At 35.4% G+C, this 22,735-nt stretch carries 26 protein-coding genes and 2 riboswitches; of the genes, 18 read left to right on the top strand and 8 right to left on the bottom strand.

The features are described 5' to 3' along the window. Positions 1-34: 34 nt before the first annotated feature. Positions 35-205: a DUF2759 domain-containing protein gene (locus CQ058_RS10780; RefSeq protein WP_002034036.1), complete on the bottom strand. Its 171-nt coding sequence runs from the start codon at positions 203-205 to the stop codon at positions 35-37. 170 nt (positions 206-375) lie between these two features. Between CQ058_RS10780 and CQ058_RS10775 the strand changes: the two genes are divergently transcribed. Together CQ058_RS10775 and CQ058_RS10770 are read left to right on the top strand one after the other, a co-directional pair. After that, positions 376-1,005, top strand: a complete 630-nt coding sequence (locus tag CQ058_RS10775; RefSeq protein ID WP_002034035.1) for an MBL fold metallo-hydrolase — start codon at positions 376-378, stop codon at positions 1,003-1,005. A 9-nt stretch (positions 1,006-1,014) separates the two neighbouring features. After that, positions 1,015-2,127 (top strand): class I SAM-dependent methyltransferase, encoded by a 1,113-nt coding sequence (locus CQ058_RS10770; protein ID WP_105589696.1) that lies wholly within the window; start codon positions 1,015-1,017, stop codon positions 2,125-2,127. A 150-nt stretch (positions 2,128-2,277) separates the two neighbouring features. Here the strand turns inward: CQ058_RS10770 and CQ058_RS10765 are convergent, their stop codons facing one another. The 3 genes from CQ058_RS10765 to CQ058_RS10755 all read right to left on the bottom strand — a co-directional run bounded on the left by CQ058_RS10765 (position 2,278) and on the right by CQ058_RS10755 (position 5,351). Further along, positions 2,278-2,568 carry an ArsR/SmtB family transcription factor gene (locus CQ058_RS10765; protein ID WP_000894375.1) on the bottom strand — a complete coding sequence of 97 codons (291 nt, stop codon included), beginning with the start codon at positions 2,566-2,568 and terminating at the stop codon, positions 2,278-2,280. A 510-nt stretch (positions 2,569-3,078) separates the two neighbouring features. After that, positions 3,079-4,242, bottom strand: a complete 1,164-nt coding sequence (gene metC / locus CQ058_RS10760; protein WP_105589695.1) for a cystathionine beta-lyase — start codon at positions 4,240-4,242, stop codon at positions 3,079-3,081. Then, positions 4,239-5,351: a methionine biosynthesis PLP-dependent protein gene (locus tag CQ058_RS10755; RefSeq protein WP_002015129.1), complete on the bottom strand. Its 1,113-nt coding sequence runs from the start codon at positions 5,349-5,351 to the stop codon at positions 4,239-4,241. The genes metC and CQ058_RS10755 overlap by 4 nt, the downstream gene beginning before the upstream one ends. An 89-nt stretch (positions 5,352-5,440) precedes the next feature. Continuing rightward, positions 5,441-5,554, bottom strand: a riboswitch (SAM riboswitch). Between the two features lie 202 nt (positions 5,555-5,756). Further along, positions 5,757-5,866: riboswitch (SAM riboswitch) on the top strand. Between the two features lie 70 nt (positions 5,867-5,936). Between CQ058_RS10755 and CQ058_RS10750 the strand changes: the two genes are divergently transcribed. The 6 genes from CQ058_RS10750 to CQ058_RS10725 all read left to right on the top strand — a co-directional run bounded on the left by CQ058_RS10750 (position 5,937) and on the right by CQ058_RS10725 (position 13,654). Continuing rightward, entirely contained in the window at positions 5,937-7,769 is a 1,833-nt protein-coding gene (locus CQ058_RS10750) for a bifunctional homocysteine S-methyltransferase/methylenetetrahydrofolate reductase (protein WP_002190677.1), read from the top strand. Further along, complete coding sequence (gene metH, locus CQ058_RS10745) at positions 7,769-11,167, top strand: methionine synthase (RefSeq protein ID WP_002034031.1); 3,399 nt, start codon at positions 7,769-7,771, stop codon at positions 11,165-11,167. The genes CQ058_RS10750 and metH overlap by 1 nt, the downstream gene beginning before the upstream one ends. An 18-nt stretch (positions 11,168-11,185) precedes the next feature. Further along, the gene (locus tag CQ058_RS10740) at positions 11,186-12,244 is read left to right on the top strand and encodes an undecaprenyldiphospho-muramoylpentapeptide beta-N-acetylglucosaminyltransferase (RefSeq protein ID WP_002190676.1); all 1,059 of its coding nucleotides are present in this window, start codon (positions 11,186-11,188) and stop codon (positions 12,242-12,244) included. 95 nt (positions 12,245-12,339) lie between these two features. After that, complete coding sequence (locus CQ058_RS10735; RefSeq protein WP_085960924.1) at positions 12,340-12,582, top strand: DUF3966 domain-containing protein; 243 nt, start codon at positions 12,340-12,342, stop codon at positions 12,580-12,582. Positions 12,583-12,679: 97 nt separating this feature from the next. Next, positions 12,680-13,057: a nucleoside 2-deoxyribosyltransferase gene (locus CQ058_RS10730; protein WP_002034029.1), complete on the top strand. Its 378-nt coding sequence runs from the start codon at positions 12,680-12,682 to the stop codon at positions 13,055-13,057. Positions 13,058-13,165: 108 nt separating this feature from the next. Then, positions 13,166-13,654, top strand: coding sequence for a hypothetical protein (locus CQ058_RS10725; RefSeq protein WP_002190674.1), 489 nt, complete (start codon positions 13,166-13,168; stop codon positions 13,652-13,654). Positions 13,655-13,690: 36 nt separating this feature from the next. Here the strand turns inward: CQ058_RS10725 and CQ058_RS10720 are convergent, their stop codons facing one another. Further along, positions 13,691-14,002, bottom strand: coding sequence for a hypothetical protein (locus CQ058_RS10720; RefSeq protein WP_002129099.1), 312 nt, complete (start codon positions 14,000-14,002; stop codon positions 13,691-13,693). A 252-nt stretch (positions 14,003-14,254) separates the two neighbouring features. Here CQ058_RS10720 and CQ058_RS10715 point away from each other — a divergent pair, with 252 nt between their 5' ends. Together CQ058_RS10715 and CQ058_RS10710 are read left to right on the top strand one after the other, a co-directional pair. Continuing rightward, on the top strand, positions 14,255-14,470 hold the full coding sequence (locus tag CQ058_RS10715; protein ID WP_002067106.1) for a DUF3912 family protein: 216 nt from the start codon (positions 14,255-14,257) through the stop codon (positions 14,468-14,470). 87 nt (positions 14,471-14,557) lie between these two features. Then, the gene (locus CQ058_RS10710; protein WP_002190672.1) at positions 14,558-14,950 is read left to right on the top strand and encodes a hypothetical protein; all 393 of its coding nucleotides are present in this window, start codon (positions 14,558-14,560) and stop codon (positions 14,948-14,950) included. Between the two features lie 80 nt (positions 14,951-15,030). Here CQ058_RS10710 and CQ058_RS10705 read toward each other — a convergent pair whose 3' ends face one another. From CQ058_RS10705 to CQ058_RS10695, 3 genes are all read right to left on the bottom strand, one after another. Beyond that, complete coding sequence (locus CQ058_RS10705; protein WP_002138338.1) at positions 15,031-16,425, bottom strand: L-cystine transporter; 1,395 nt, start codon at positions 16,423-16,425, stop codon at positions 15,031-15,033. 107 nt (positions 16,426-16,532) lie between these two features. Then, entirely contained in the window at positions 16,533-16,775 is a 243-nt protein-coding gene (locus CQ058_RS10700; RefSeq protein ID WP_002190671.1) for a DUF2626 domain-containing protein, read from the bottom strand. Between the two features lie 278 nt (positions 16,776-17,053). Continuing rightward, positions 17,054-17,749: a helix-turn-helix transcriptional regulator gene (locus tag CQ058_RS10695; protein WP_002014995.1), complete on the bottom strand. Its 696-nt coding sequence runs from the start codon at positions 17,747-17,749 to the stop codon at positions 17,054-17,056. 205 nt (positions 17,750-17,954) lie between these two features. On the opposite strand from CQ058_RS10695, the gene comGA reads away from it, so the two are divergent. The 8 genes from comGA to CQ058_RS10655 all read left to right on the top strand — a co-directional run bounded on the left by comGA (position 17,955) and on the right by CQ058_RS10655 (position 22,712). Continuing rightward, positions 17,955-18,998, top strand: a complete 1,044-nt coding sequence (gene comGA, locus CQ058_RS10690) for a competence type IV pilus ATPase ComGA (protein WP_002014996.1) — start codon at positions 17,955-17,957, stop codon at positions 18,996-18,998. Next, complete coding sequence (gene comGB / locus CQ058_RS10685) at positions 18,985-20,022, top strand: competence type IV pilus assembly protein ComGB (protein ID WP_002138336.1); 1,038 nt, start codon at positions 18,985-18,987, stop codon at positions 20,020-20,022. The genes comGA and comGB overlap by 14 nt, the downstream gene beginning before the upstream one ends. A gap of 11 nt (positions 20,023-20,033) precedes the next feature. Next, positions 20,034-20,333, top strand: coding sequence for a competence type IV pilus major pilin ComGC (gene comGC, locus CQ058_RS10680; protein ID WP_002088623.1), 300 nt, complete (start codon positions 20,034-20,036; stop codon positions 20,331-20,333). Beyond that, positions 20,330-20,785, top strand: a complete 456-nt coding sequence (gene comGD, locus CQ058_RS10675; protein WP_002088622.1) for a competence type IV pilus minor pilin ComGD — start codon at positions 20,330-20,332, stop codon at positions 20,783-20,785. The genes comGC and comGD overlap by 4 nt, the downstream gene beginning before the upstream one ends. Continuing rightward, entirely contained in the window at positions 20,778-21,074 is a 297-nt protein-coding gene (locus tag CQ058_RS10670) for a hypothetical protein (RefSeq protein WP_002190667.1), read from the top strand. The genes comGD and CQ058_RS10670 overlap by 8 nt, the downstream gene beginning before the upstream one ends. Beyond that, positions 21,058-21,519: a competence type IV pilus minor pilin ComGF gene (comGF, locus tag CQ058_RS10665; protein ID WP_002190666.1), complete on the top strand. Its 462-nt coding sequence runs from the start codon at positions 21,058-21,060 to the stop codon at positions 21,517-21,519. The genes CQ058_RS10670 and comGF overlap by 17 nt, the downstream gene beginning before the upstream one ends. Beyond that, a complete protein-coding gene (gene comGG / locus CQ058_RS10660) occupies positions 21,516-21,887 on the top strand; it encodes a competence type IV pilus minor pilin ComGG (RefSeq protein ID WP_002129085.1) in 372 nt (123 codons plus the stop codon). The genes comGF and comGG overlap by 4 nt, the downstream gene beginning before the upstream one ends. A gap of 174 nt (positions 21,888-22,061) precedes the next feature. Beyond that, entirely contained in the window at positions 22,062-22,712 is a 651-nt protein-coding gene (locus CQ058_RS10655) for a 2OG-Fe(II) oxygenase (protein WP_002190664.1), read from the top strand. Positions 22,713-22,735: the final 23 nt, after the last annotated feature.

Genomic DNA, 22,735 nt, shown 5'->3' with positions numbered 1-22,735 from the left:
CAAGATCTTGTTGGAGAATAAAAATGTAAATGGATTAAGCTGGTGGGTACCCATTATATAGAACAGTCATGATTGTAAACCATCCGAAAACAAGTACGGTTGCAATAGCGAAGCCGCCCGCGAATAAGTTTTTTTCGCGAAGTGTTCTAAGCGTAGCAAATACAGCTAACAGAGTGACTAGCGTAAAAATAATAACAAGGCCCATACAATATCCTCCTCTGTCTACTCATTCCTTAGAATGAGTTTCTAGAATATTTACTCTTTTATATTGTACATGTTTTAAAAATGATTGTCGAGATAACACGCCTTCTTTTCCTAAGAGAAAGAAATGTTGTATCATTAAAAGTAAATTAAATAACTGGAGGAGATTTTCATATGAAATGGATACAAATGCCTTTAGGCCCATTACAAACAAATGCTTATATTTTAACGAATGATCAAAATGAGTGTATTATTTTTGATCCTGGTCATGAAGGAGAGAAACTTGTTACATATTTACAGGAAGCACAGTTAAAGCCACTTGCGGTTTTATTAACACATGCTCATTTCGATCATATTGGTGCTGTTGATGCCGTGAGAGACGCTTTTCATATTCCGGTATACGTACATAAAGAAGAAGCAAATTGGTTAGGCGATGCAACTGTGAATGGCTCGCAAATTTTTATGATGAACCGCAGTATTACAGCAAAACCAGCAGATCATATTATTGACGAAGAGGGTACATTAACGATCAGTTCTTTTAGTTTTGAAATTTTTGAGACACCAGGACATTCTCCAGGAAGTATCTCTTATTATAGTAAAGAAGCGAATGCTGTATTTTCTGGAGATGTATTGTTCCAAATGAGTATTGGAAGAACGGATTTACCTGGTGGAAGTTTTGCTGAATTAATTGGAAGTATTGAAGAGAAGCTATTTGTATTACCAGATGAAACAGCAGTGCTATGTGGACACGGTCCAGAAACAAGTATTGGATTTGAAAAAGAAAATAATCCATTTTTACAATAAGGAGTCATTATGGGGATGGAGCTCATTTTAAGAGAATGGATGGAAAAAGAAAAGGATCATTCGATTTCATATAGTACGTATATGAACCTCGTATTATATGCAGAGGAACATGGGTATTATATGAGAGAACGTGAAAAAATTGGAAGACAGGGAGATTTTTTTACGAGTAGCAATGTATCTTCTGTATTTGCGAAGACTTTTGCTAAGTTTTTTATTCGGCTTGTTGAAAAGGGAGAAGTTTTTCCAAATATTTGTGAGATTGGTGGGGGAACAGGAAAGTTTGCCTATGATGTTTTACAAGAATGGAAACAATTATCTCCGGAAACCTTTATCAATTTAAACTATTCAATTATTGAAGTGAGCCCTTTTCATAGAAGGCTACAACAGGAGAGGCTTTGCTTATTTGATAATGTGTCGTATTATACATCTTATATTGAAATGGGAGAGTCTTTCGAAGGAATTATTTTTTCGAATGAATTATTTGATGCGTTTCCTGTTGAGATAGTTGAGAAAAGAAATGGAATTTTGTATGAAGTACGTATCACGTATACAGATGAGGGAAACCTTACAGAAGTATTTAGACCGATAGAGAAAAGAGTCGGTCGTTACTTATTGAAATATAACATTCATATTGCTGAGGGACAGCGCTTTGAAGTGCCTATTGCAATGGAAGAGTATATAGAAGAGATTGCGAAATGGTTTCAGAAAGGTATATGTATTACAGTTGATTATGGATATACAAAAGAAGAATGGATGCATCCTGCACATCGTGAAGGAAGTTTAAGAGGATATTATAAGCACAAGCTAATTCGTAATCCTCTTGCATATCCAGGAGAAATGGACCTTACTACGCATGTTCATTGGGATGAGTTGAAGATGAATTTTGAGCTACAAGGAATTAATACGATATGGCATAGGAAGCAATCAGAGTTTTTGTTAGCAGCAGGAATATTAGATCAGCTTGCTAGCCATCAAGATACCAGCCCTTTTTCTGAAACTCAAAAACTAAATAGAGCTATTCGCTCTATGATTTTGAACGGAGGATTAGGTAATGCTTTCGATGTTGTTATACACACAAAAGATATGAAGAATTTACTTTTGAATCAATATTTAACAATATGAAAAAAACAAGACACAGTATTTTCTGTGTCTTGTTTTTTAATACGACTTTTAATTATGTAGCATTATATATTTTCTCTCATGATATATATTTATATTAAAGATATGAGATGAAAAATATAGAATACACTCTTTTTCTCTGTCTATAGGTCCCTAACCTAATAATACGCGAACGAGTTGAATGATTGTTTCGTTTTCTACTTTGTAGTAAATTTCCAATCCTTTTCTTTCACTAGAAACGATTTTAGCACTTTTTAACTTTGCTAAATGCTGTGAAATTGTAGATTGTGGCATGTTTAAGCCTGTGTACATTGTAGAAACGTTGCTTGGGCCACGTTCAATTAATCCCTTTACAATACATAAGCGAACAGGATGAGCAAGCACTTTCAATAATTCTGCATTGCTTTCATATAGTTCTATTTCTTTTTGAAAGGTTTCTAACATGTTCTTTTCCACCTCCGTGTGAGCTGTTATACCATACTATACATACCAAAAAATCAAAGAAAAGAAAACAGTTGTTGCAGAAAAAAAGTCCTAAAGTAAAGAAATTGTAAGAAAAGAGACCCTGATGTAAATAAAATAGATAAATTTGCACAGTTTTGTAAAATGACATTTTTGAGTGGAAATTTTGATGCGTTTCAAAAATTGAAAGATATAGATATATTCGTAACACAATTTTATCATGATTTTCTTATTCTTTCAAATGAATATACAAAATTTTTAAAATAATATGACAAAGGAATTATAATGTTATATATAGAATATATAACAGGTTAAAAGAAAAGAAGCTGATTATGATCAGCTTCTTTATGATGATAATGAAATGTTTGGATGTAACTGATACATCTTAGAATAATCAAGTCATCAGTCATTTATTCTAGAGTTCATCTTTTTAAACAACTATTTTATTTCTTGAAGAGTTTTATTATTCGTACACAGCTTCGTTTCTTCCCTTTATGCATTTACAGGTTCTTCTACATAAGAAAGGGCATTTTCAAAATCGGATATTAAATCGTCAACATTTTCAAGACCAACCGATAAACGAAGTAATGAATTAGAAATACCTCTTTCATCACGAGCTTCTTGCGACAATGCTGCATGTGACATTTTAGCTGGGTAGGAAAGAATCGATTCGACAGCTCCTAAACTAACTGCGAAGACAGGTAATTTTACTTTTGATAAAAATTGGCGGAGTGCGTCTTCTGATTGTAAAGTGAAAGATAGGACAGCTCCGGCTGATGTAGCTTGAGATTGTTGAATGTCAAATCCAAGATGTGTTTGTAAGCCAGGATAATAGACATTTTGAACTTTAGTGTGCTCTTGTAAAAAATGTGCGATTTTGTTGGCACCTGCAGCTGAATGTTCGAGACGTACATGCAATGTTTTAATGCCGCGAAGCACGAGAGAACAATCTTGCGGTCCTAAAATAGCACCAAAAGCGTTTTGTAGAAAGCCGAGCTTTTGAGCGAGTTCTTCATCTTTTACGACAGCTAATCCGGCGGTGACATCGCTATGACCAGCAATAAACTTTGTAGCGCTATGAAGAACGACATCAGCGCCAAGATCAAGCGGTTTTTGAAATAGTGGTGTCAAAAATGTATTATCAACAAAAGTAAGAGCACCAATAGATTTTGCAAGATTAGAAACAGCACGAATATCTGTCACTTTTAAAAGTGGGTTAGAAGGTGTTTCTACATAAAAGAGCTTCGTATTTGATTTAATGTTTTCTTTTACTTCTTCCACATTGGTCATATCAACAAATGTATGTGAAACACCATAACGGGAGAGAACTTCAGTAACAATTCGATAAGTACCTCCATATACATCTTCTGAAATAAGAACATGGTCACCTTGTGAAAGAAGGAGAAATGCAGTAGAAATGGCTGCAATGCCTGATGCAAAGGCAAATCCTTTTGTCCCGCCTTCTAATAAAGCAATGATATCTTCAAGAGCTTCACGTGTTGGATTTCCAGATCTACTATAGTCATACTTTCCGAAAGCATCTACATCAAACTGATGGAATGTTGATGTGTTATAGATGGGAACGTTAACAGCTCCTGTGTGTGAGTCATGCTTGTATTGATTATGCAGTAAAAGCGTATCTATGGAATAACTCATATTCTTACACCTTCTTTTACAAGTTTAATTGCTTGCTTTAAGTCTCGAATTAAGTCGTTGCTATTTTCGATGCCGACTGAAAAACGGAGAAGACGATTACACACACCACGTGCTGTTCGAACATCTTCTGGAATATCGGCATGAGTTTGCGTTGCTGGATAAGTCATTAAACTTTCGACACCGCCAAGACTTTCAGCAAATGTAATTAAGGATAAAGATTGTAAGAAAGGATTAATCCAAGTTTCATCTTGAAGGCGAAATGAAATCATACCACCTCTTCCTGGATAAAATACATCTGTCACACCATCTTCATCATTTAAATAAGCAACAATTGCATGAGCGTTTTCTTCATGCTGTTTCATGCGAAGTGCTAAAGTCTTCATGCCTCGAATTAATAGCCATGAATCAAACGGGCTTAAGACAGCACCAGAGGCATTATGATAATGAGCAAGCTCCTCGCAAAGAGATTTCCCTTTCGCAACGACAAGTCCGCTTAGTACATCGTTATGACCGCCTAAATATTTAGTTGCGCTATGAAGGACGATGTTTGCACCTTCTGTTAATGGTTGCTGTATATAAGGTGTATAGAACGTGTTATCTACAATAAGAAGTAGTCCGTGCCTTTTCGCTACACTTGCTACACTTACGATATCAGTTACTTGCATTAATGGATTAGTCGGTGTTTCTATGAAAATAGCCTTCGTTTGAGATGTGATTGCTTGCTCAATTTGTTTAATAGATTGTGTATCTACGTATCTACATCGAATATTCCACTTGTCTTCATGTTCGGAAAATAGACGATATGTTCCCCCGTATAAGTCTTCAGATACGATAAGCTCATCTCCGGAACGGAATAGTGAAAGGACAAGGAGAACAGCCGCCATTCCTGAACTACAGGCATACCCTTGCTCACCGCTTTCTAAGTCTGCAATTGCCTGTTCTAAAAGGCCACGAGTCGGATTTCCAGTTCTTGAATAGTCAAATCCAGTAGATTTACCAATTCCTTCGTGACGATAAGCAGTTGAGAAATAAACAGGTGGATTAACCGTTCCTGTTGTAGCTTCGCTACGGTTCCCGATTTGTGCTAGTTTTGTTTCGATTGTTGACATGTGAAAATTCCCCCTTTTTAAAGTGAACGACTAATTGAAAATAAAAAAAGCCTTCTAAGAAGAAGGCTTTCGGATTGAATAGAGTCTTCTTCTCATCTGTCAAATCTTTCACAATTTGCTGGAATTAGCACCTTATTAACGAATGAATGTTAATGGTTGCTGAGGCGTCATAGGGCCAGTCCCTCTACCTCTCTAGATAAGAATGTTCGTATGAAATTTTATTATGGTTTTAACTTTACAACAAAAGATAATTGAATTGCAACTTTATTTTAAATAATTTTTATTTTTGCGCAAGTGTCATTGACTTTTATTTTAGTGCGTGCTAAATTTATAAAAAATTAACAAACATTGTTAAAAGGAGAACGTATTTCCTTTTAGCTACATAAATAAAATAATAAAGACAAACTCTTATTGAGAGCGGTGGAGGGAAAGGCCCTGTGAAACCCGGCAACCTTCAAACTAAATGTTTGAAACGGTGCTAAAACCTGCAAAACGTGTGTTTTGCATAATAAGAGGAGGAACAATTATGTCCCCCTCTTCAAAGTGAAGAGGGGGTTTTTATATTGATAGAAATGAGGGAGATTCGTGAAATTACTAGATTTATTATCAAAAGGAATTGTAATAGGTGATGGTGCGGTTGGAACGTTATTACATTCGCATGGTTTACAAAGTAGTTTTGAAGAATTGAATTTGTCTGATCCGGACTTAATTATATCGATCCATAAACAATATGTAGCTGCTGGAGCGGATGTTATTCAAACGAATACGTATGGTGCGAATGAAGCGAAACTCCGCATGTATGGTCTAGAAAATCAAGTTGTCCAAATTAATAAAGCGGCAGTGAATATTGCGAAAGCATCAGTAACAGATCGGAATGCAATTTTAGGGACAATTGGAGGTATGAAACATATTGGTGCTGTTACAACGACTGATATAGAGCGAGAATTTATGTTACTTGAGCAGGCAGGTGCTTTACTAGAAGAACAGGTTGATGGATTACTATTAGAAACTTTTTATGATGAATTTGAATTATTGCATGCGGTTAAAGTATTGCGTAAACAAACGAATATTCCGATTGTTGCTCAGTTAGCGTTACATGAGGCAGGTACGACTCAAAATGGGAATGATGTCAATGAAATATTAAAACAGCTTTTAGATTACGGTGCCAATGTTGTTGGGTTGAACTGTCAACTAGGCCCGCTTCACATGACGGAAGCTTTCAAAATGATATCGATTCCTCAAAATGGCTATTTATCAGCATATCCGAATGCAGGTCTCCCGAATTATGTGGAAGGGCGTTACGTATATGAGGGAAGTCCAGCGTATTTTGAAGAAATGACACCGAAATTTATTGAACAAGGTATTCGTTTATTAGGTGGTTGTTGTGGTACTACCCCGGAACATATTGAAGGAATGAAACGTGCTATTGCAAATGTTGCACCTGTAATAGCAAAGGAGACGATTCAAAGGCCTAAAGTGGTCCATACACATGAGAAGCGTTCGAGAGCTCATGTTACTCTAGCAGAAAAGGCAAAGAAACAAACGACAGTTGTAGTGGAATTAGATCCACCGAAAACGTTAGACACGCAGCGTTTTTTTGAAGGGGCAAGAGCACTGAAAAGGGCTGGAGCGGATGCTATTACTCTAGCAGATAATTCATTAGCATCTCCTCGTGTTTCGAATATGGCTATGGGTGCATTATTAACGAAGCATGATATTCCAGTATTGACGCATTTAACGTGTAGAGACCATAACGTCATTGGACTACAGTCTCACTTACTTGGATTATCAGCATTAGGTATGGAGGAAGTGCTAGCTTTAACTGGTGATCCAGCGCGCGTTGGTGATTTCCCAGGTGCAACTTCTGTATATGATTTGTCATCGATAGAGCTCATTAAAATGATTAAAGAGATGAACGACGGACGCTCTATTTTAGGGAAATCAATTGGTCCGGCAACAAGATTTTCTGTTGGAGGTGCATTTAATCCTCATGTAAGGCATTTAAAAGCAGCGGTCAAGCGAATGGAACGAAAAATTGATGCTGGTGCTGAATATTTCTTAACGCAGCCGATATATGATGTTGCTTTAATAGAAGAAGTATATGAAGCGACAAAGCATTTGGAACAACCTATCTTTATTGGAATTATGCCGTTAGTAAGTAAGCGGAACGCAGATTTTCTTCATTTTGAAGTGCCGGGTATTACTCTCCCTGAAGAGATAAGACAAAGAATGGATGGACATGAAACGAAAGAGGCAGCCATAGAGGAAGGGATTCGTATTTCACAAGAGTTGATCGATGCGGCGATGAAATACTTTAACGGTATTTATCTTATTACACCGTTTTTAAAATATGAAATTACAGAACATCTCGTGAAATATGTGAGAGAAAAGCAAGAAGTGAAAGAAGGTATTAATTGATGAAACGAATAGAAGAGAGATTACAACATGAAATTTTAATATTAGATGGTGCAATGGGAACGATGATTCAGCAAGAAGACTTAACAGCGGAAGATTTTGGAGGAGAAGAATACGAAGGTTGTAATGAATATTTAGTAAAAACAAGACCGGATGTTATTTTAAATATTCATAAAGTCTACATTGAAGCTGGAGCAGATATTATTGAAACGAATACGTTTGGTGCAACAAATATTGTATTAAGTGATTATGCATTGTCTCATTTAGATGAAGAGTTAAACGAAAGGGCAGCGCTTTTGGCGAAGCAAGCGGTTAAAGAAAGTGGGAAAGAAGTGTATGTTGCGGGAGCGATGGGACCAACGACGAAAGCGATTAGTGTTACAGGTGGTGTGACTTTTGAAGAGTTAATTGAAGCCTATACAAGGCAAGCGAGAGGACTATTAAGAGGAGAAGTTGATGTATTACTCGTTGAAACGAGTCAAGATATGCGTAATGTGAAAGCTGCGTACATTGGAATTCAATCGGCGTTTGAAGAACTAAACAAAATAGTACCTATTATGATTTCTGGAACAATTGAACCGATGGGAACGACTTTAGCGGGTCAAACGATCGAAGCCTTTTATTTATCGGTAGAGCATATGAAGCCATTATCGGTTGGATTAAACTGTGCTACTGGTCCAGAATTTATGAGGGAACATATACGTTCCCTATCTGATTTATCGGAGTGTTATATTTCGTGTTATCCAAACGCTGGTCTTCCTGATGAAGATGGGCATTATCACGAATCTCCAGCGTCACTTGCTGAAAAAGTAAAACGTTTTGCTGAAGAAGGATGGATTAATATTATTGGTGGTTGTTGTGGCACAACACCAGAACATATACGTGTAATGAAATCGGCGCTTGCCTCGATTAACCCTCGTGAGCATCATGAAAGGGTTGGACATGGAATTAGTGGACTAGAAGCGTTGCAATACGATGATTCTATGAGGCCTTTATTTGTTGGAGAAAGGACGAATGTAATTGGATCGCGTAAGTTTAAAAGATTAGTAGCAGAAGGGAAATTTGAAGAGGCTGCTGAAGTGGCAAGAGCGCAAGTGAAGAAAAATGCTCATATTATTGATATTTGTATGGCAGACCCTGATCGTGATGAAATAGAAGATATGGAAAGATTCTTGGCAGAAGTTACGAAAGTGTTAAAAGTACCGATTATGATTGATTCAACAGATGAAAATGTTATGGCGAAAGCTCTTACTTATATTCAAGGAAAAGGTGTTATCAATTCTATTAATTTAGAGGATGGAGAAGAACGTTTTGAAAAAGTGACACCCCTTCTTCGGAAATACGGTGCTGCGATAGTTGTAGGGACAATTGATGAAGATGGTATGGCAGTTAGTGCAGAAAGAAAAATAGAGATTGCTAAAAGAAGCTATGAATTACTAACGAAAAAGTATGGTATACGCCCATCTGATATTATTTTTGATGCGCTTGTGTTTCCTGTAGGAACAGGTGATGAAGAATATATAGGTTCAGCGGCAGCGACTATAGAAGGAATTCGTCTTATTAAAGAAGCGTTACCAGAATGTTTAACGATTCTAGGTGTGAGTAATATATCTTTTGGTTTACCACCAGCTGGACGTGAAGTATTAAACTCTGTCTTTCTATATCATGCAACGAAAGCAGGATTAGATTATGCGATTGTTAATACGGAAAAATTAGAACGCTATGCGTTAATTCCAGAGGAAGAAAAACGTCTTGCGGATGCATTATTATTTGAAACGACGAAAGAGACGTTAGAAAAATTTACAAACTTTTATCGTGTTGCCAAAAAGAAAGATGTCGTTATACAAGAAACGCTAACACTTGATGAACGACTGGCAAATTATATTGTAGAAGGTACGAAGCAAGGACTACAAGAAGATCTAAGTCTCGCGCTTACAGAAGGACGAAAACCTCTGGATATTATTAACGGGCCGCTTATGACAGGAATGGATGAGGTGGGGCGATTATTTAATGGTAATGAGCTTATCGTTGCTGAAGTATTGCAAAGTGCTGAAAGTATGAAAGCTGCCGTAAGTTATTTAGAGCCACATATGGAATCTAGTGAGAGTGCAAAAAAAGGGAAAGTATTATTAGCGACTGTTAAAGGAGACGTACATGATATTGGGAAAAACCTTGTTGAAATTATTTTATCAAATAACGGATATGAAATTATTAATTTAGGAATTAATGTTCGTTCGGATCGAATTGTTCAAGAAGTACAAGAAAAGAAACCTGATATTATTGGCCTTTCTGGTTTGTTAGTAAAATCAGCGCAACAAATGGTAACGACTGCTGAAGATTTAAAAGCAGCGAATATTGATATTCCAATTGTTGTAGGTGGTGCAGCACTAACGAGGAAATTTACAGATAATCGTATTTCTCCATCTTATAAAGGGCTCGTATGTTATGCAAGTGATGCAATGACAGGTCTTGATATTATTAACAAATTACAAAAAGAAGAAGAACGTGAAAAGATGAAGCGAGATAAAAAGGAACGCCATCTTCATATTGTGAAACAAGAGGAGAAAAAAATAGAAATTCCCGCAGTTATTGAGCCGTTGCCAAAAGCAACTGTTATGATACCAGATTCGACGAAACGAGTTGTATTACGGGATATTCCTGCCCTTCATCTTGCACCGTTTTTAAATAGACAAATGTTAATTGGACACCATCTTGGGTTAAAAGGAAACGTAAAAAAACTCTTGCAAGAAGGGGATAAAAGAGCACATGAGCTAAATGATTTAATTGATGAATTATTACAAGAAGGACAATCTTGGTTACGCCCAAAAGCGGTGTATCAATTTTTCCCGGCGCAAAGTGATGGACAAAATATAATTATATACGATCCGGAAGATCACACACGTATTATAGAGCGATTTGAATTTCCGAGACAAGGGAAAGCACCATACCGTACTTTAGGAGATTATATACGCCCGATTGGAGATGAGATGGATTATGTCGCTTTCTTATCTGTTACCGTTGGAGAAGGGGTTCGAGATATTGCAGAGGAATGGAAGGCGAAGGGAGATTATTTACGCAGTCATGCGATTCAGTCGTTAGCACTTGAATTAGCAGAAGGACTTGCTGAAAAAACACATATGCTCATTCGTGATCGTTGGGGAATTCCAGATTCACCTGAACTGACGATGGAAGAGAGATTCCGTACAAAATATAGAGGAATACGCGTATCATTTGGTTATCCAGCATGCCCAGAACTTGCTGATCAAGAAAAATTATTTCGCTTAATTCATCCAGAAGAAATAGGTATTTCATTAACAGAAGGATTTATGATGGAGCCAGAAGCGTCTGTAACGGCTATGGTATTTTCTCACCCTGAGGCAAGGTATTTTAGTGTACTATAGTGTAGAAGGGGGAGACGTATGAAAAAAATAGTCTTTACAGGTGGCGGTTCGGCCGGGCATGTAACACCTAATTTAGCAATTATTCCACATTTACAAAAGCAGAACTGGGATATCTCTTATATTGGTTCTCATCAAGGGATTGAGAAAACGATTATAGAAAAAGAAGGAATCCCATACCATAGTATTGCAAGCGGGAAGCTACGTCGTTATTTTGATTTGAAAAATATAAAAGATCCTTTTCTCGTGATGAAGGGTGTTATGGATGCGTACGTAACAATTCGTAAACTAAAACCGGATGTTATTTTTTCAAAAGGTGGTTTCGTATCCGTACCAGTCGTAATAGGAGGGTGGCTAAATAGAGTGCCAGTTTTATTACATGAATCTGATATGACACCTGGACTAGCAAATAAAATTGCGCTCCGTTTTGCCTCGAAAATATTTGTTACATTTGAAGAAGCAGCGAAACATTTACCGAAAGAAAAAGTAATATATACAGGATCGCCTGTACGTGAAGACGTACTAAGAGGAAATCTTGAAAAAGGTTTAAAGTTTCTAGGGTTTTCCCGGAAGAAATCAGTTATTACTGTTATGGGAGGAAGTTTAGGCGCAAAGAAAATTAATGAAACGGTTCGATCGGCACTTCCAGATCTTCTGAAAAATTATCAAATTGTGCATCTTTGCGGAAAAGGAAATCTTGATGAATCCTTACAAAATAAAGAAGGATATAGACAATTTGAATATGTACATGAAGAGTTGCCGGATATATTAGCAGCAACAGATTTTGTTATTTCACGTGCGGGATCCAACGCGATTTTTGAATTTTTAACAATGCAAAAGCCGATGGTTTTAATTCCGTTATCGAAATTTGCAAGCCGTGGAGATCAAATTTTAAATGCTGAATCCTTTAAAAGACAAGGGTATGCATCGGTATTATATGAAGAGGATGTAACGGTGAACTCACTTATAAAGCATATAGAAGAGCTATCTCATAATAATGAGACGTATAAAATAGCATTAAAAAAATATAATGGAAAAGAAGCGATTAAAACTATCATTCAACATATTTCAGAGGCATGATTAAACAATCATGTCTTTTTTAGTAGGATGAAAGATTCCAAGAATTGATATTTTTATGTTACAATAACAAATGGTTAATAGGGAAATTCCAATTGATTAAGCGTGAAAATACGAATGGATTAGGAGTGACTGTGTTGGAGCTAAGTCTCTATGAAAATACTGCACTTATTATATGCTTTGTGTTGTACGTTGGTAGTGTTATTGTTTATATTTCACGGAAATTTTCACAAGAACGAGAGCTTGAAAAATCAGAAATAACAGCTGAACTAGAAATGTTAGCTGATGAAAGTTATAAAAAACAAAAAATAAAAGAAGATCATGAGGCACCCCATCATTGAAACGCAAATAAGTTCTAAGGATGGGGATTTTTTTTGAAAAAATCCCATTAACGCTAAAAAAGGAGTTTCCCCATACATATTTAAGGAGTGAATATAAATGAAATTTTATATTGCTTCAGGATTTCAAAATAAACATCTTGTTCGTTTCGTATCAAGCCAGTTGAAAGAAGTGGGATGGCAGCATACATATGATTGGACGAAAAATGAAAGAGCAACCAATAGAGAACAATTGCAAAAGATTGGTGAAGAAGAACAAGAAGCGATACGAGAAGCTGATGTTTTCTTACTCATACTAGAGGGTGGGAATGGAAGTCATACAGAATTAGGGATGGCAATTGCTTTAGAAAAGAAAATTTATATATATCACAAGGGCAATGAGTTGCAAACGACATTCTACCATTTACGAGAAGTTGATATTTTCGAAGGAGAAATTGAGGGGCTTGTCTCATATATATTAAATAAAGTGGAATGTTAGACGTGGGAATGCAGCGAGAAATATTTCTTGCAAAAAAAGAGTGAAGGTTACCATTAGGCTATTTTGGGCACAGTTATTATAAGTAAAGCATATAAAGGAGTTATAAATATGAAATTAGAAAATGGATGGGAAACAAGTTTTTTAGAGGTTGTACAAAACAGTGAATTTAAGAAAGATGCAATTCTTAGTCAATTGCTTTTTGCGGATAGTGAAGAAGTAGAAGAGCTTGTTGATGATTACGGTTATGAAGAGATTATTGAACGCGAACATGATGATGAGTTAGCAGGAATTTTAGGAGAAGAACTTTTCAGTGAGCTGGAGCGAAACGTATTCTTATCTCCACAGCCAGAAGGAAAACTTATTTCATTCGTAAATGGATTCGGTTTTCATGTGTTAGATTGGATTGTGCTTCTTGAAACAGAATTTGGCATTGATAGCGCAAACTTCACATCGGATGCAGTGAAAATGTTAGAAAAGCGCTTTAGACAGTTTCCCTATATAGAAGAGAAGACAATTTTTGATATGACGTTTGAAGAAGCGATGGATGTATTAGAATCTGTTACAGGATTACAGCTGAAGGGGAAAATGAACGTATAATGAAAAAGAACGTGATAGCTTCACGTTCTTTTTTTTTTACATAATAATAATTTTATCATCTAGCTTTGTTTGTCCAGTAAGAAGTGCATTTAAATACTCTACTTTTCGTATGCAAGCTTGTATATGTCTTTCAACCTCTTGTAACTCTGCTTGGTGATGCGTTTCAATTGGATGAATTTGTACGTTAAATTTTTCGAATTGACTACTATATGTTATTTCTGCATAGCCGCTCATAATATCGGTTTCGTTATGAAATAAAAATTGCTTCGTTTCTTCACAGAATGATACATCCTGAAAGCCATATACTTTTAATGCTTCAATTACTTTGTTAATCATGTTTGTATTCATTTTTTAACCCTCTTTACGAAGTTCTACTTTTATATTATAACATAAAAAATTACGTAGAAAGCGCTTCCAAGTGTATTTTATTATAAACTTTACGTTTCAATCATAAAAATGAAACAAAGAAAAAATAATTGTAAAGAAGGAAGGACTCTTTTATTGTTTCGTCATATATATAGAGAAATAGTGCAATGAAAGGAAATTTTCCGAGGTGGAGATTGTATTTCCAATTTGAGCGCAGTAAAAGAGGTGAGAATCTTGAACTTTGATATTGTAGGACAAAAAGCATATATAAAAGATGGGCCGCATCGGAACCGAATTGGAACTGTAAAGAAAAATGAAAAACAATTAGAATCCCATTTTGCTATTGTAATTGGAGAACAAAGTATTGATGTAGAGCTAAAGGATATCGTGTTAGTTGGAGTAGATGTAGGACAATTTCATAAATGGTGCGAGCAAAATGGTTATTTGTGAAAGGGACGGGCTGTGAGATAATGAAATATATTTGAGAAAAGAGAATATGTTATTATATTCTCTTTTTCTATGTGTGGGGATACGGAAATGAAGTATAAAGAACAAGAGTTTACATTGGAGTTGAAAGAGAACATTAAAGGTATGGAAAAGGAAATCGAGCGAATATCACTTGGATTTTTTAAAGCGTATTCGCATTTATACATAGGGAAAAATATGAAATTAGATATGGGATTTGAAAGAGAAAAAGAGAATCCCTTTGAAATAGGATATTATTCATCAGTTTCTATAGCGATATTAGATGAAGAAGGAGAGATGATTGAATTTTACATTATTCCAATTTGGAGATGCGAAAATACTTTTTTAGGGATGCCAACTCAGTCGAGAGTTTGGGGGAGTAAGAAAGTAGGGGAACTTGTTGATGAATCTTGTTATGAGATTGAGGAAGAGTTAAAAGAGCAACTAGAAGAATACTTGGAGTGATAACTTTCAAGAGAAGATGTATAGAGATGGAACATAATAAAAAAGACGCTAACAGTATAAAGTGTTAGCGTCCTTTTTTATTATGAAGCAATCTCACCAGTTTTTACATCATCTTGATTGTACGTATCCTGATCTAATTCACCAAGCCATTTACTAGAAATAAGACCAGCTGTCATAGAACCACTTACGTTAAGAGCTGTACGACCCATATCGATTAATGGTTCAACTGAGATAACAAGAGCGACAATGCCGATTGGTAAGTTCATTGTAGATAGTACGATTAACGCTGCGAATGTTGCACCGCCACCAACACCGGCAACACCGAATGAGCTAATAGCAACGACAGCGATTAAAGTTAAAATGAATTGTGGTTGTAATGGATCAATTCCTACAGTTGGAGCGACCATCATAGCAAGCATTGCTGGATAAATACCTGCGCAACCGTTTTGACCGATAGATACCCCAAAGGATGCAGCGAAGTTAGCGATTCCTTCAGAAATACCAAGCTTTTCTTTTTGAGCTTCAATATTTAATGGCATTGCACCAGCACTAGAGCGAGATGTAAATGCAAATGTTAATACAGGGAACACTTTTTTCAAATATTGAATTGGATTTAAACCAGATAATGCGATTAATAATAAGTGAATGATAAACATTACGATAAGAGCTACGTAAGATGCTAACACGAAGTTACCAAGTTTTAAAATAGCGTTAATATCGCTACCAGCAACTGTCTTTGCCATAAGAGCTAATACGCCGTATGGAGTAAGACGTAAAATTAATGTTACCATACGCATTACGATTGCATATACAGCATCAAGCATTTTCTTAAATAGCTCTGCTTGTTCTGGATATTTTCGTTTTACACCTATAAAGGCAATCCCGATAAAGGCTGCAAATATTACAACAGAAATTGTTGATGTTGGACGAGCACCTGTTAAATCAAGAAAAGGATTCGTAGGCAACAGTTCTAACAATTTGTCTGGAATTGTTGTCTTTTCAATAGAAGTAAATCTTTCTTCTACTAATTTCAGACGAGCAGATTCTGCATCACCTTGTTGTAATCCTGTTGCTGATACATCAAATCCTGCGCTTGCAGCTATACCGACAGCTGCGGCAATTCCTGTAGTAAGAATTAAAATTCCGATAATAAGACCACTGATTTTACCAAGGTTTTTCGTTAATTGTAATTTTGTAAATGCTGAAATAATAGATACTAAAATAAGTGGCATAACGATCATTTGAAGTAATTTCACATAACCGTTACCAATTAAACTAAACCAGGTATTTGATTCGATAATTACTTTAGAAGTAGGTTCATAAATAAATTGTAATATAAGACCAAAGATAATTCCGACTCCTAAAGCAGTAAATACACGTTTATTAAAAGATACATGCTTACGTTGCATATAATACAATACGCCAACTAAAATGAGCATGACTGTGATGTTAATCCCGACAAGCAGTGTATTCATGTTGATTCCCCCTAATTCCAATGTGTTATATAGAATATAAGGTAATAAAACCTATAAGTCAACTAGGGAATTGCGGAATTAAAAAAAAGATGGCAATTTGCCATCTCTTAATGCCCAGCTCCAGGGACAAGTAAAAATGTTGTGTACCATGTAAATCCGATGAAGAAAACGGTTAAATATGCCCCGAATACGTATATATACATACGCTCTGTTAATTTTAAATAACTTAAAAGTACGAAGAATCCTGTTTGTCCTAAAAATAGTAGTGCGGTCGGATGCATATCCCCTACGTAAAACATAACCGAGAAAATTCCAGTCCAAAAGCCGAGAACGCGAAACATGCGCTCCATGCCATCTCCCTCCTTTTCTAAAAAAGTAAAACCTCTTTTCATTATAGTTTATTTTTCTAACTATTGTAAATATTCATTCATATAAAAAAGAAGCCAATTATAATATTGACTTCTTCTTAGTTGAAAAACTAAATTTGAACTTTATCCCGCATTAACGGGCAGTAAAACTCCCATCTCAAAATTCGGCAAATGCGAGGAAATTAGGTGGGAGATAACTGCCCGTAAAAGCCCGATTGGTTCAATTAATAATCAGTGGGGGAAGAACACCCCCCCACTGATTAAAGTTTCACTTTATAGTTACAAGATTTGCAGCCATCTAGTAGACTATCGTTTCGTGTTAATTCCACGTTCGGGAATAGGATTTCAAAAATCCCCTTCATCATATCTCCGTGCATATTACAAATTTCAGTCGGATGATGCGCAGCAACTTCTTTAAATGGGCAATTGTGTACATCATAGAAAATTTTTGTGCCATCTGTACTTAATTCAAAAGCAGGGGATAAGCCAGCTGTTGAGAATGCTTCTTTTGCGATTAGCATTTTTTGTTCTATCGTCAATGCTTCTGCACTTACATTTAAGCGATGCATATGTTGTTGCATTAATTCTTTGCCGAATTGTTTTCCTGTTTCATATAGCGCTTTTTCACCGGCGCTACCTAAGCTTAGTAGTGAATTAAATGCTATCTGTGCTAATAATTGATAATCGCGAAATGGGAATTGTAACTGGATGACATCTTGAGACAAGACGTATAGTCTGCTTGGTCTGCCGCCTTTCCCAGTTTTTTTTGTTTCTGATTTGAGCATATTAACATCTTCTAATTTTGATAAATGTAAACGCGCCACGTTTGGATGAATGTTAAACTCATCTGCAATTTCTTGTACAGTTACGTAATTATGTTTTTGCGAAATATATTTATAAATGTAATAACGAGTAGGGTCAGATAACACACCTGTAATTTTTAAAGCTTGTTCCATGAGGATCTCCACCTTTATCACTTTATCCAAGATATTAACATTATAATACAGATAAACTTCTATATAGGTAATTTCAGACAATAGTTCAGAAATTGTTCATAATTTCACAAACATATTTTTCCTTTTTCTCTTAGTGAAAATACAAAATCTCTAATTTTTCTTGTGCATTTTTTTATGATATATACATAGTGAGGAGGGAAACTTGATGAATAGTGTCGAGCTTTTTGCAAATATGATTATGAAAGAAGCTTGTAGGGTGCAAGCATCGGACTTACATATTGTGCCCAGGCAGAAGGATGTGGCGATTCAATTACGTATTGGAAAAGATTTAATTACGAAACGGTGTATTGAGAAAGAATTTGGAGAAAAGCTTGTTTCACACTTTAAATTTTTAGCATCAATGGATATAGGAGAGAGGAGAAAACCTCAAAATGGTTCGTTGTACTTACAAATTGATGGACAAGAAGTGTATTTACGCCTTTCAACACTTCCAACAGTATATCAAGAAAGTCTCGTTATTCGCCTCCATTTACAAGCATCTGTACAGCCACTGTCTCATCTTTCGTTATTTCCAAGTTCAGCGGAAAAATTACTCTCTTTTTTAAAGCATTCTCATGGGTTACTCGTATTTACTGGGCCAACTGGTTCTGGAAAAACAACAACAATGTATGCGTTATTAGAAGTAGCTAGAAAATGGCAAACACGTCGCATCATTACACTGGAAGATCCAGTTGAGCAAAGAAAAGACGGTTTATTACAAATTCAAATAAATGAAAAAGCTGGTATCACATATAAAACGGGATTAAAGGCTATTTTGCGTCATGATCCAGATATTATTTTAGTTGGCGAAATTCGTGATGAAGAAACAGCAAAAGTAGCTGTAAGGGCCAGTTTGACGGGACATTTAGTAATGACAACCTTGCATACAAATGATGCGAAAGGAGCGATACTACGATTTATGGATTATGGTATTACAAGGCAAGAAATTGAACAATCATTATTAGCAGTAGCTGCTCAGCGGCTCGTCGAATTAAAATGTCCATTTTGCAGAGGGAAGTGTGCAACTTTATGTAAATCAATGAGGAAAGTGAGACAGGCAAGCATTTATGAACTGTTATATGGATATGAATTAAAACAAGCGATTAAAGAAGCAAGTGGAGAACATGTTACGTATCACTATAAAACGTTGGAATCGTCGGTTCGAAAAGGGTATGCTTTAGGCTTTTTAGAAGAAGATGTATATGTTTAAGAGAAAATGGAGTTTAAGTGATCAAGCATTATTATGTAAAAGATTAAGTGATTTATTAGAGAAAGGTTACTCACTTTTGCAGGCGTTAGAATTTTTGCAGTTGCAACTACCATTAGGAAAGAAATTACAGTTACAGCGTATGATCGAGGGATTGAAAAATGGACAAAGTTTGCACGCTTCTTTTCACCAATTAATGTTTCACTCTGAGATGTTAAGTTATTTGTTTTATGCAGAGCGACATGGTGACATTTCTTTTGCTTTGCAACAAGGAAGCGTACTTCTTTACAAGAAAGATAAATATAGGAAAGATATGATGAAAGTAATGCGATATCCTATGTTTTTATCATTTTTTTTAATGATTATGCTTTCTGTTTTTAACCTCATTTTATTGCCTCAGTTTGAAATGATGTATAGTTCTTTACGTTCTACAGCACCACCACTTACGGAGCAAATTTTAGTTGCAATTAAATTATTACCCTACTTCATTTATATGATTGTTCTTATCGTTATAACGGGATTTAGTATATATATATTTTATTTCCGAAAACTTCCGCCTACTCAAAAGGTAAAGATTATGATCCGTATTCCCCTTATGAAAACATTTCTTATTTTAAATCATTCGCATTATTTTTCCACTCAATTAAGTGGTTTATTACACGGTGGATTGTCCGTACACGAAGCATTAACAATAATGATGAAGCAAAAGTATCATCCGTTCTTTCAGTATGAAGCAGACCGAATTGAGCGGCAATTAATTGCAGGAGAACCGTTACAATCTATTATTGATAAAAGCGGTTATTACGAGAAAGAACTTTCTTATATCATTACGCATGGACAAGCAAACGGTAATTTAGCAAATGAGCTTGGTGATTACAGTGAGCTCATTATTGAAAAGGTAGAACAAAAAATTAAACGTATGTTATTTGTGATTCAACCCATTTTATTTACATGTCTTGGGGTTATAGTCATTTTGATGTACTTAGCGATGATTATGCCGATGTTTCAAATGATGAATTCTATATAGGGGGCATTTACATGCAGAATGAGGAGGGTTTTACTCTTTTAGAAATGTTATTAGTTATGGTTGTCATAACTGTATTATTACTATTAATTATTCCAAATGTAGTTACACAGCGCTCATCCGTCCAAGGAAAAGGATGTGCAGCCTATGTGAAATCTATAGAAGCACAAATACAAGCATATCACTTGCAACATAATAAGATTCCATCAATAGAGGAACTTGAAACAGGAAAGTATATTACTTCAAAAACTTGCCCGAAAGGTGAACCAATCCATATTTCCGATGATGGTACGGTATCAGCTGGGAAATCGTGAAGCAAAAAGGTTTTACTCTTTTAGAAATGCTACTTGTCTTATTTGCTATTTCTGTACTGAGTGTTGTTACGCATTTTAACGTTACTTCATTACATGAAAAACAAAAAGTTGAGCAGTTTTTGAAACAGTTTTCAAATGATATTTTGTATATGCAGCAGTTAGCGATTAAGCGTCAAAAACATTATACGTTACGCTGGTTTAAAGAGAAACATATGTATTATATTTCGGAATCGGAGACAGACCTTTTAATTGTTAAGAGAGAATATGATAAAGATGTCCAAATGGATTTGCATACCTTTCCAAATCCAATGACATATAATCCGAGCGGGAATATTAATAGGGGTGGTACGATTTTACTTTCCTATCGAGGGTATAAATATGAGATTGTATTTCAGCTTGGAAGAGGGAGATTTACGTATCGTGAAGTGTCAAAAAGGATCAGTAATGGTTGAAATGGTTGTAGCGTTAAGTTTAATAATGATGGCGGTATCGTTATTGCTCCCGCAAACATTATTAATTATGCAAGAAAGAAAAAATATAAAAATGAGCTATAAAGCATTAATATTATTAAAAAAAGAAGCGGCCTTATTTAAGTATGAGAATGAGGAAAAGCGAGTAAAAGAGCAAGTCATAAAAGGAATTGTATATTACACATATTGGAGAGGAGATGAAGTTTGTACGATGTGGAAAGATAGGAGAGGAAAAGCGATGGAGCAATGCCTTTATGCAAAGGAAAAATAAAAAAGAAGCGGGATTTACATTAATAGAAATGATTGCATGTTTGTTGCTTTTATCAATGTTCTTTTTACTTTTACCGCGTCTTCATATTATGGGGATAGAAAATACACATTCAAAAGGATTAAATGACTGGGAGTGGGATGTGTTTTTAGGACAAATGCAATTAGAGTTTCGTGAAGTATCAAGTGGGAGGAAGATAGCGCTAGAAAATGGTGGGAATATTTTACGCTTCCAACTTCGTAATGGTGATCAGGTGACGTATGAAAAGTTGAATAGTAATTTAATAAGAAAAGTAAATATGCGCGGAAGGGAATTTATATTACAAAGGATTGAAGCGATTTCGTATAAATTAACACCTCATTTGTTATATATATATGTGAAAGATATAAGTGGTGAAATATATGAAGGCGTGGCTGTGCGCTATAGTGAAATTGAGATAGAAACATGAGAAAACAAGATGGATTTGTAATGCCAGGAACAATTATTTTTCTTATTTTATTCATTTCATTTTTGATGTACGAAACGAATATGTTACTTTCGGATAAAAAATTTTATTCTGAAATAGAACAAAGTTTTTTCATGGAGGAACTTGTTGATCGAGCTATTTCAGATATAAAAAGAGAGTTACAGCAAAAAGAAAAAGAGGATGTTTTTTTATTTCAGTATGAAAGAGGAGAAGTGAGTGGAAAGTACGTCTTTGAAAATGATGTTATTATCATTTCGTTGCAATGTGTTACAAAACAGAGAGTTTTCTATACAGTGAGCTTTCGGTATAGGGAAAAGGATAATAAAATATTTGATTGGGTAGAAGGATAATATGTAAAATATATGGAGAAGAACCATGAGTTTCTATTGTGGAGGGAGTCAATTTCTTTGAGGAAAGGGATAAGAATAATGGTCAAAAGTTTAAATTTTCTCAAAAAAGAGAAAGGTAGAAAGAATATGATATATTCATGCTATCCAATCATTTTTTTCTAGGGAGATAAGGAAATGACAAATAACAATCAAATAGGTGAAAATAAGGAACAAACTATTTTTGATCATAAAGGAAATACGATTATGACAGAGGATAGGGAAATACAAATTATTTCAAAATTCGAAGAACCTCTTATTGTCGTATTAGCAAATGTATTAAGTGATGAAGAGTGCGATGAATTAATTGAATTGTCTAAAAGTAAGATGGAACGTTCTAAAGTTGGTTCATCACGTGATGTAAATGATATTCGAACGAGTAGTGGTGCATTTTTGGAAGAGAATGAACTAACTTCGAAGATTGAAAAACGAATTTCATCTATCACGAATGTTCCTGTAGCGCATGGAGAAGGATTGCACATTTTAAATTATGAAGTAGATCAAGAATATAAAGCGCACTATGATTATTTTGCGGAACATAGTAGATCAGCTGCTAATAATCGTATAAGTACTCTTGTGATGTACTTAAATGATGTAGAAGAAGGCGGGGAAACATTCTTTCCGAAATTAAATCTTTCTGTACACCCTAGAAAGGGAATGGCAGTATACTTTGAGTATTTTTATCAAGATCAATTACTGAATGAGCTTACGTTACATGGAGGAGCACCTGTAACGAAAGGTGAGAAATGGATTGCAACGCAGTGGGTGAGAAGAGGTACTTATAAGTAAAAGTGAGCCAGCTTGTTTGATTA

Origin of the sequence: Bacillus sp. MYb56, from assembly GCF_002976445.1 — a bacterium.
GTDB lineage: Bacteria > Bacillota > Bacilli > Bacillales > Bacillaceae_G > Bacillus_A > Bacillus_A mycoides.
The sequence above is the reverse complement of the archived record's forward strand: the minus strand, read 5'-3'. Positions and strand labels throughout refer to the sequence as shown.